The organism is Spirochaetota bacterium, assembly GCA_034190085.1.
Taxonomy (GTDB): Bacteria; Spirochaetota; UBA4802; order UBA4802; family JAFGDQ01; genus JAXHTS01.
In genome coordinates, this window is record JAXHTS010000072.1 from 87,779 (window position 1) to 96,169 (window position 8,391).

Here is an 8,391-nt window from a genome sequence, read left to right on the forward strand (position 1 = left end):
CAACTACCCGATTTTATTTTTTTTCAATTGAGTTCGATGTTTAACTCCCTTTTCAAGAAAATATTATTATTTTAGGAAGTAGATTAACATTGAATATTCCATATATTAAGACAAAGGATTTACTCTCAATAACTGATCTCACAAGAGAGGAGATATTCAATATATTTGAATTATCCCAAAAATTGAAGAAGGATCTAAAAAGTGGAATAACTCAATACTATCTGAAAGATAAAACCCTTGCCATGATCTTTGAGAAAAGTTCCACAAGAACACGAGTGTCCTTTGAGGTAGGCATTTTCCAGTTAGGAGGGTATGCCCTATATCTTAACAGGAATGATCTTCAACTTGGAAGGGGAGAAACAATATCTGACACAGCAAAGGTTCTTTCACGATATGTTAATGGTATAATGATAAGGGCTTTCTCCCATGAAATGGTTGAGAGGTTAGCTAAGAATTCTCAAGTTCCAGTAATCAATGGACTAACTGATAAATTCCATCCATGTCAGTCATTAACGGATTTTTTTACAATTTACGAAAAAGAAAAAAATTATAAAAATATAAAGTTGGCATATATTGGAGATGGAAACAACGTAGCCCATTCGCTACTTTTAGGTGCTTCAATATTAGGTATAGATATCTCAATTGCATCCCCAGAAGAATTTTCTCCAGATGCTCAAATAGTGAAAAGGGCGCTTGCATTATCAACAGAGACAGGAGTAAATATTGAAGTTACTTCCAATATACAAGAAGCGGTAAGAGAAGCTAACTTTATCTACACAGATGTCTGGATAAGCATGGGGCAGGAGGATGAAGAAGAAAATAGAAAAAGGATATTTGCTGATTACAGGATAGATAACGATCTTTTGAAAAGATGTGCGCCAAATTGTCTGGTCATGCATTGCCTACCGGCACATCGAGGAGAAGAGATACATACAGAGGTTATAGATTCTAACAGGTCTATTGTATTTGATCAGGCTGAAAATAGGCTGCATGTTCAAAAGGCCATACTCACTTCTCTGATGACTAAGGGGGAATAAATTAAATAAGGAAACAAAAATGGATATAAAAAAGATTATTCTAGCTTACTCAGGAGGCCTCGATACTTCTGTAATTCTAAAATGGTTAATAGAGACCTATAACTGCGAGGTAATATGCTTTGTTGCAGACATTGGACAAAAGGATGAATTCGATTCTGTTAAGGATAAAGCAGTTGCAACAGGGGCTAGTAAATGTTATATCGAGGATATTCAGGAGGAATTTATAAGGGACTATGTATTCCCAGCAATAAAGGCGAACGCCATATATGAAAACAGATATATGCTCGGTACTGCCCTTGCGAGACCTACTATTGCCAAGAAACAGATTGAAATTGCCATAAGGGAGGGAGCAGATGCCCTCTGTCATGGGGCTACAGGAAAGGGGAACGATCAGGTAAGATTTGAGATGACCTATATGTCTCTGGCTCCACAATTGAAGATAATTGCACCTTGGAGGATATGGAATCTGAACTCCAGGTCTCTCCTCTTCGACTATGCCAGCAAACACGATATTGAATTACCAATAACCAGGGATAAACCCTATAGTATGGATGCTAATATCCTTCACATTTCTTATGAAGGGGGTATCCTTGAAGACCCATATAGAGAACCTGACGAGAGTATGTTCATTCTTACAAGATCTCCGGAAAATGCACCAGAGACACCGACCTATCTGGATATAATGTTTGAGAAGGGAGAACCTATTGGAATAAATGACGAGAGATTATCACCCGTAAATCTAATGAAAAAGCTCAACATCATAGCCGGTGAGAATGGAATTGGAAGAATAGATATCGTCGAGAATCGTCTAGTCGGCATTAAATCCAGAGGTGTATATGAAACTCCAGCTGGTACCCTTCTTCATATTGCGCATCGAGATCTTGAATCAATCACGCTTGACAGAGATACACAACACTTTAAGGATAAACATGCGATTGAATATGCTAACCTCGTCTATAATGGACAATGGTTTACTAAAAAGAGGGAATCTCTTGATGCCTTTATAAAGGAAACTCAAAAAAATGTTACCGGTAGTGTAAAGATTAAACTATACAAGGGGAATTGCATTGTGACAGGACGAAAGTCTCCCCTCTCCCTTTATGATCCAAACATTGCAACATTTGATGAGGGGAAACTATATGATCAAAAGGATGCGACTGGCTTCATAAATATCTTTGGATTACAATCTAAAACAGAGGCCTTATTAAGTAAAAGGGAGAAATAATAATAGCAAACCTCCTCAGTGTTAATTCATTATTTACAAAGGGAGGATTTACTTTGGAGTTATAAAAAAAATATCATCATGAGTTTTATGCTTTACAAAGCGACATTTTTCAAGTTATTATATAATATAAAACTTTACACACAATAATTACTTAGTTAATTTCCTTAGATTTAACATCATCTGCATTTGGAGGCTTCAGTGGAAATTGAATTTAAAGATATCGGAGAACATAAACTCATCGAAGTAAACGGTGAAGTCGATTTATATAATGTAAGTGAATTCAAGAAAGCGCTTTTTAGTATAACCGATGGACGATTCCCAAGTGTTATTGTTGACATGAAGAATGTAAACTATATGGATTCATCCGGAATTGGAGCACTGGTAGCAGGTCAGAAAAAGATGAGGGCGCATAATGGCAATTTCGCTCTAATGAATATACATGATGATGTATTAAATATACTCAGGTTAGCTACCCTCGATAGATTTTTCCGAATATATGAGAGTGAAGATGACTTAATATAAATCCTAAGTTAATAATTCAATTAATATAAGAAAGTCTTCTATAAGGATTATTTCATCTTTGAATTTGATATGTTTACACTATACTTCCCTTTTTAATACAAGTATTGTCATATCATCATGTGGATTCGCACTCCCTTTAAACTCCTCAACATCACTAACAATCTTATCAACAAGATCTTTTGCATCAAGATCATGATGGTTGACTACTAGTTTCTGAAGTCTTAATCTTCCATATTCATCGCCAGCTTCATTTCTCATCTCAGTAATGCCATCGGTATATAGGACTATGATATCACCAGGCATCAATCTCACCTTTGTCTGTTGATATTCAACATCCTCCATTATACCGATTGGGACTCCTTCAAGTTTAGTAGTGGTACAAGCATCGATCGACGATCTATAGCAGAATAGAGGGCCATGTCCAGCATTTGAAAAAGCTAACTCACCGCTTGATTTATCGTATATCATAAAGAACAGAGTCGCGAATTTATCTATGGCAAATTCAGCGCTCAAAGAATCATTTATTGCACTGACCACACTGGCACATTCAACATCCTTTTTACTGATATATGATACAAAGACCGTTCTTATCATAACCATAACGAGGGAAGCGGGAATACCCTTGCCAGACACATCGCTGATAAGCGCACTCACCCTATTATCGTCAATATCAATATAATCAAAATAATCTCCACCAACACCCTTTGCCGCCCTGGTGTAGCCCTTTATCTGTATTCCATCCTTATTGTAATAATTACTAGGATTTAGCCCTTCCTGAATCTCCTTAGCAAGCTCCAACTGCTCTTCCATAATTCTTGACTCTATCTCCATCTCCTTAGCCTGCTTTAGTTTGTCTGTCATTATATTGAACTCATAAGCGAGCTTCCCCAACTCATCAGAGGTATTAATATCAATTTTATAATCCAGGTCCCCAGTCCCAATAACAGATGCTCCATCAGAGAGCTTTTTAATAGGTCTAATAGTTATACTTGCCAAGACAATTGATCCAAAAATGGATATGCCAAGAAAAACAACCGCAATCATAATGATTGTCCTTGTAATTTTTGAGATTTCATCTCGAATAAGTCTATCAGAAAAGCCAAGCCTCACAGTGCCTATTCTCGATTTAAATAAGGCGTGTAGCACAGGCATAGAGAAATCATAAATTTTACCACCAATATCCTCAGTATCGGGAAAGATTGTAATGAGTGGCTTATCCGTATTCTTATATTTATTTGCACTCTTGGTGATTTCGTCATCCAGAACAACGCCATTCTTCTCCGGATTAAAATTTTGCAGAATTCTATTATCAGTATCCAGAATGTAAACATACTTAATTGATGAAATCTTTTGAATGTTCCTTACTGCAGCAATAAGCGGAAGTTCATCCTTCTGGCTAATGGATTCAACCGCTGTATTGGTGAGGTGCTCAATCTCCCTTTCGGCAAATCTAATTATATTCCTTTTTAGAAGGGCGCTTTCCTCCCTAATGAAATATAGAATCATTATGGTGATAATAACAGATACAAGAATAATGATTGCCAACGAGAATTTAATTCTAAGTCCAATTTTAACCTTTGGGGTATGATCTTCTATTGATTTGTTCACATCCTTTTCTTCTTTATTGATATCATTCTCACTAGTTTTGTTCTTATCATGTGTATTATCCCCTTTCCCATTCATATTTCTCACCTTTTAATCAATGCAAAACACTTTCGAATATTTATCCTCGCCTTCTCATAGGTAGGATCAATTGCCAGCACCTTTCTCCACTCCTCTATAGCTCTATTGAAATTATTATTGGAATAATAATTTATGCCCTTAAAATAATGTATCCTCACAAGCTGTCTCTGTTTCTCAGTTAACCTCTTTTTCTCAACTGACTCAGCTCTACCCCCCTTAGAAATACGTAGCTGGGCTTCAATTTTATTTATATTTATTAAAGCCTTCATGTTATCCGGATCTTTTGAAACCACTCGCTTAAATTGCACAAGGGCCTTCTCGATATTATTCTTGCCACCCTTTCGATAGTAGCTCAATCCCAATTTATATATTTTATTGATATCAACTTTTTCTGTTCCAAAAGATACGGTATCTGTTCTGTTTGATAAAGTTTTTCTCTTTAGTCCGCCCTTGGCTCGGGCAATCAATTGATCAATGCCTGGATAATTAGACGATATTGATTTAATCATTTCATACTTTCCAAGAGCCAGCCTGTACTTCCTATCCTTTAACAATCGATTGCCTTCACTAATTATAATCTTTGAAAATTCCCTAAAGCTTTCAGGATTAGATTGCAAATTGCATTTTAAAAGATATTCGGTAGCGATTCTATTCTTCGGGAAGAGTTTGAGTATCTTTTCCCATCTTCTCATAGACTCAACATAATTCCCCTGCTCGTAGAGGAGTTTTCCTGATACGACAAGTGAATTTATCACATCATAATATGGAGAATTATCATCAACCTTCTCCTCTTCAAGCTGCCTGTTCGCCTCTTTTGCAGACTCAATGTATCTTTTAGCCAATCTATTATTGGGGTCCATCAATAGTGTAGAATCAAAAAACATAATTGCTTCCTTATATCTTCCATCTGCAAGGGCAAGCAAGCCATTCCTAAATTCTTTATCAATTTTCTTTAGCCTCATCACCCTATTCTGTTCTTCGAACTCCTCCCTAAGCCTTTTAATGTTTGAAAGCCTTGATGCCACATCCTTATAATTATCAAAGAGGGCAAGGATGTTCATAAAATCCTCCTCAGCATCACTAAATCTCTTATTTTTCAAGTTTTCAATTCCAGATTTATAGAGGGATTCTGCATGCATCCTCTTCAACTCATCGCTTCTTCTCTCACTCAATATATCTTCAATTCTGTTAATATAGTCCTTTGCATCTATATTGCTTGGATCAATACTCAGGGCTTGTTCAAATTCCAGCTTAGCCTCTGTATATTTTTTTACCCTAAATAATGATATCCCTGATTCTAATAAGGCCTTAATCCTTTCATACTTCAACCTATTGGCGATGGCCAACTCTGCTTTCCTCTTTCCCTCCTTTGCTACTTTATCTATTGGAACCAAAAAAAGAATCCTATCCCAATATTTAATACCTTCACTATATCTTTCCAAATCCATTTCCTTTTCAGCCAACTCAAATAGAGTATAATATTCCTTTCTCATTTCATCTGATAGCCTATTCTTTCTCTCCTCAATTTTAATGCTCTCATCTAACTCTCTCATCACCCCTTTCATCACACGCAATTCAGGATCATTTGGATCGATACGATAAGCGATAATAAAATTCCTAATAGCATCCTCGGCATTTATTTTTGAATACTCGAAATCACTCTTCATCGTCCTTTTTGCCAATTTAAGATGTAGTCTTGCTTTATGAGCAGCTACATCCTTTCTATGCTTTTCTTCATATACTAATTCAATCTTTTTCTGTATTTCCTCATTATCCGGATCAATCTCTAGTATTCTTAACCACTCAGATATTGCCTTACCAAAATCCTTATTATCATAATATTCTTGCGCTCTACTATTGATCTCACTGACACTTTCAGCAAATATACCTTTAGTAAAGGATAGGATGATGATGACAATTATATAAATTATTCTATTTTCAATTATTACACTCATTGAGTAGTATTTTATCCATCTGGAAGTCGACTGATTATATTAACCTGCTATCTTCATCAGTCAATGGAGTCATATGCAGAAATCGCTATCATTAAAGGCAGTGAAAATGCACTAAATTTATGCAGACTAATATGAACAATCGCATCACTTATCTATTCTCATAAGTGTCCTATTAGATATTAACCAACCGTCCCTTTTCCTCTTTCCATCGATGTATCTAATAAATACTGCATTGCCCCTCAACAGTTGATAAGGCTTTTTATTGCTTCTATTTACCACAGCCCCCTCAAAACTTAGAGCACGATGCAGATAAGAATTGCCCTCCTGATCCTTACGTATATTCTTCTCATCTGCTTCTTCAATATCTGTTGTCATCAAATCCAGGATATAATAATCTTTGTACATTTTCTTAAATACTGACTCAGTTTTGGGATAAGCCTCGTAACGGCAATACTCTCTGTAATTTAGCTTTTCAATAGATTTTGCCCACCTCCCTAAAACATAGTTAGGTTCAACAAATCTATCCTCACTTTTACATGATTCAAATATAATAAATACCGACAATACTAAAAATAATGAAATTTTGGTCATAATAGTGATTCTCCAATCGCGTAATATTTAACATGATACATTGATGCATTTAACATATTATCATTAGGAATTACTCCATTATTTCATATCAACATATAGATGATATCAATTAATATATTTCTAATAGGCGTAATTCTTATTAGATACCCTCTACTAACTACAAACCCAACTCCTTTTCACCAAAGACCTGAGCAGAAAACTTTTCAATATTAGTATCCGATGACTTCCAAGCATCCTTATTCAAACCGGCCTTGTAGCAGGTATTCTCTAAAAATGTTAGGAGACCCCAATTATTCTCTGTTGCGACTTGAGGAAGCAATAAACCTGACCTATTACCTTGGGATATTATCAAACCATCCCTTCCTACTACAATACTTGAGATACTCCTTATCTCTTCAATCGGGGATAGTATCGATATCTCTATATCTATACTATTAAACTCCTCCTCTGTTAAATTAGGAAATCTTGGGTCTTCAAATGCAGAGGACCTGGCTGTATTTATGATCGTTTCCGGGATTGACTCTAAGCCTTTAATATAACCCATACATCCTCGTAACATCCCAGCCTTATGAATAGTAACAAAGGCTCCGCATTTTATTGAAAAGATATCTTCGGAGAATTCATCCCGATCAACCTCTAATGATTTCTTCTCTTTAAGGTATACATAAATCGCTTTTCGTGCAAGCCTTAATAATTTAATTTGCTGTTCTTTATTAAGCTCTTTCACTCTACCCCTCCATAAATATTTTTTCCTAATGTTAAAAAAAGGGATGTATCTGATTACAATTTATAAAAAATATGCATGGAAGTAAAATCATAGTACCTCTTTTTATAGCCCTACCTAATATAAGCCTGTATCCCTTGCCGATATGAGATAGCACGACTAAGGAAAGAGCAATTTGAGTGAAGCGACTAAAAGGGAAATGAAGCTCATATCGGTCGTTGTAGAATCGTTTTTTGAAATGGATTCTTTTACCTTTTATATTTCATTTTCATGTAAAGACCGCCATCTTTCAATTCTTCTATCATTTGATTCAATCTTTTTTGTTTAGTTTCTTCACGAACAGCTATAGTAATCCATCCAATATAATCATTTTGTTGATATGCTGGTCTTTCCTTATATTCATTCATAAGATTATTATCATTCAAAGCATCTTCAATGAAACTAAGCATAGGGTAGCGTGGTCTCTTTAAATTCTTAAACTTATCTTCCATAATAATGGATCCACAAATTTATTAAGAAATACCCGAAATCTATTAAGAGCCTATTCCAGTAGGCCAGTTGCTCTCCATGTAATGATTCCGCATGCGATGTGCAACATTGCAAGAAAAGTATCAGCTCTTTTTTCCCATCGAACAAGAATCCTCCGGAATCGAT

Annotated in this window: 9 protein-coding genes; 3 read left to right on the forward strand and 6 right to left on the reverse strand. The window is 35.6% G+C overall.

All coding sequences use genetic code 11. The features are described 5' to 3' along the window. The first annotated feature begins 89 nt into the window (after positions 1-89). The 3 genes from argF to SVZ03_14800 all read left to right on the forward strand — a co-directional run bounded on the left by argF (position 90) and on the right by SVZ03_14800 (position 2,784). The gene (gene argF, locus SVZ03_14790; protein MDY6935478.1) at positions 90-1,037 is read left to right on the forward strand and encodes an ornithine carbamoyltransferase; all 948 of its coding nucleotides are present in this window, start codon (positions 90-92) and stop codon (positions 1,035-1,037) included. A gap of 19 nt (positions 1,038-1,056) precedes the next feature. Then, complete coding sequence (locus tag SVZ03_14795) at positions 1,057-2,262, forward strand: argininosuccinate synthase (protein MDY6935479.1); 1,206 nt, start codon at positions 1,057-1,059, stop codon at positions 2,260-2,262. A gap of 198 nt (positions 2,263-2,460) precedes the next feature. Then, a complete protein-coding gene (locus SVZ03_14800; GenBank protein ID MDY6935480.1) occupies positions 2,461-2,784 on the forward strand; it encodes an STAS domain-containing protein in 324 nt (107 codons plus the stop codon). 78 nt (positions 2,785-2,862) lie between these two features. Here the strand turns inward: SVZ03_14800 and SVZ03_14805 are convergent, their stop codons facing one another. From SVZ03_14805 to SVZ03_14830, 6 genes are all read right to left on the reverse strand, one after another. After that, entirely contained in the window at positions 2,863-4,467 is a 1,605-nt protein-coding gene (locus SVZ03_14805) for a SpoIIE family protein phosphatase (protein ID MDY6935481.1), read from the reverse strand. Between the two features lie 5 nt (positions 4,468-4,472). Next, complete coding sequence (locus SVZ03_14810) at positions 4,473-6,422, reverse strand: tetratricopeptide repeat protein (GenBank protein ID MDY6935482.1); 1,950 nt, start codon at positions 6,420-6,422, stop codon at positions 4,473-4,475. A gap of 144 nt (positions 6,423-6,566) precedes the next feature. Next, entirely contained in the window at positions 6,567-7,013 is a 447-nt protein-coding gene (locus SVZ03_14815) for a hypothetical protein (GenBank protein ID MDY6935483.1), read from the reverse strand. Between the two features lie 157 nt (positions 7,014-7,170). Then, positions 7,171-7,740 (reverse strand): AmmeMemoRadiSam system protein A, encoded by a 570-nt coding sequence (gene amrA / locus SVZ03_14820; protein MDY6935484.1) that lies wholly within the window; start codon positions 7,738-7,740, stop codon positions 7,171-7,173. Between the two features lie 245 nt (positions 7,741-7,985). Beyond that, positions 7,986-8,228 carry a YdeI/OmpD-associated family protein gene (locus SVZ03_14825; protein ID MDY6935485.1) on the reverse strand — a complete coding sequence of 81 codons (243 nt, stop codon included), beginning with the start codon at positions 8,226-8,228 and terminating at the stop codon, positions 7,986-7,988. Positions 8,229-8,278: 50 nt separating this feature from the next. Further along, the coding region (locus SVZ03_14830) for an IS5/IS1182 family transposase (GenBank protein ID MDY6935486.1) at positions 8,279-8,391 on the reverse strand (113 nt) is incomplete at its 5' end.

Coding starts and splice junctions, on each gene's coding strand:
- SVZ03_14805 (MDY6935481.1), bottom strand. CDS start 4,467: ATGAATGGGAAAGGGGATAATACACATGATAAGAACAAAACTAGTGAG.
- SVZ03_14795 (MDY6935479.1), top strand. CDS start 1,057: ATGGATATAAAAAAGATTATTCTAGCTTACTCAGGAGGCCTCGATACT.
- SVZ03_14825 (MDY6935485.1), bottom strand. CDS start 8,228: ATGGAAGATAAGTTTAAGAATTTAAAGAGACCACGCTACCCTATGCTT.
- SVZ03_14810 (MDY6935482.1), bottom strand. CDS start 6,422: ATGAGTGTAATAATTGAAAATAGAATAATTTATATAATTGTCATCATC.
- SVZ03_14815 (MDY6935483.1), bottom strand. CDS start 7,013: ATGACCAAAATTTCATTATTTTTAGTATTGTCGGTATTTATTATATTT.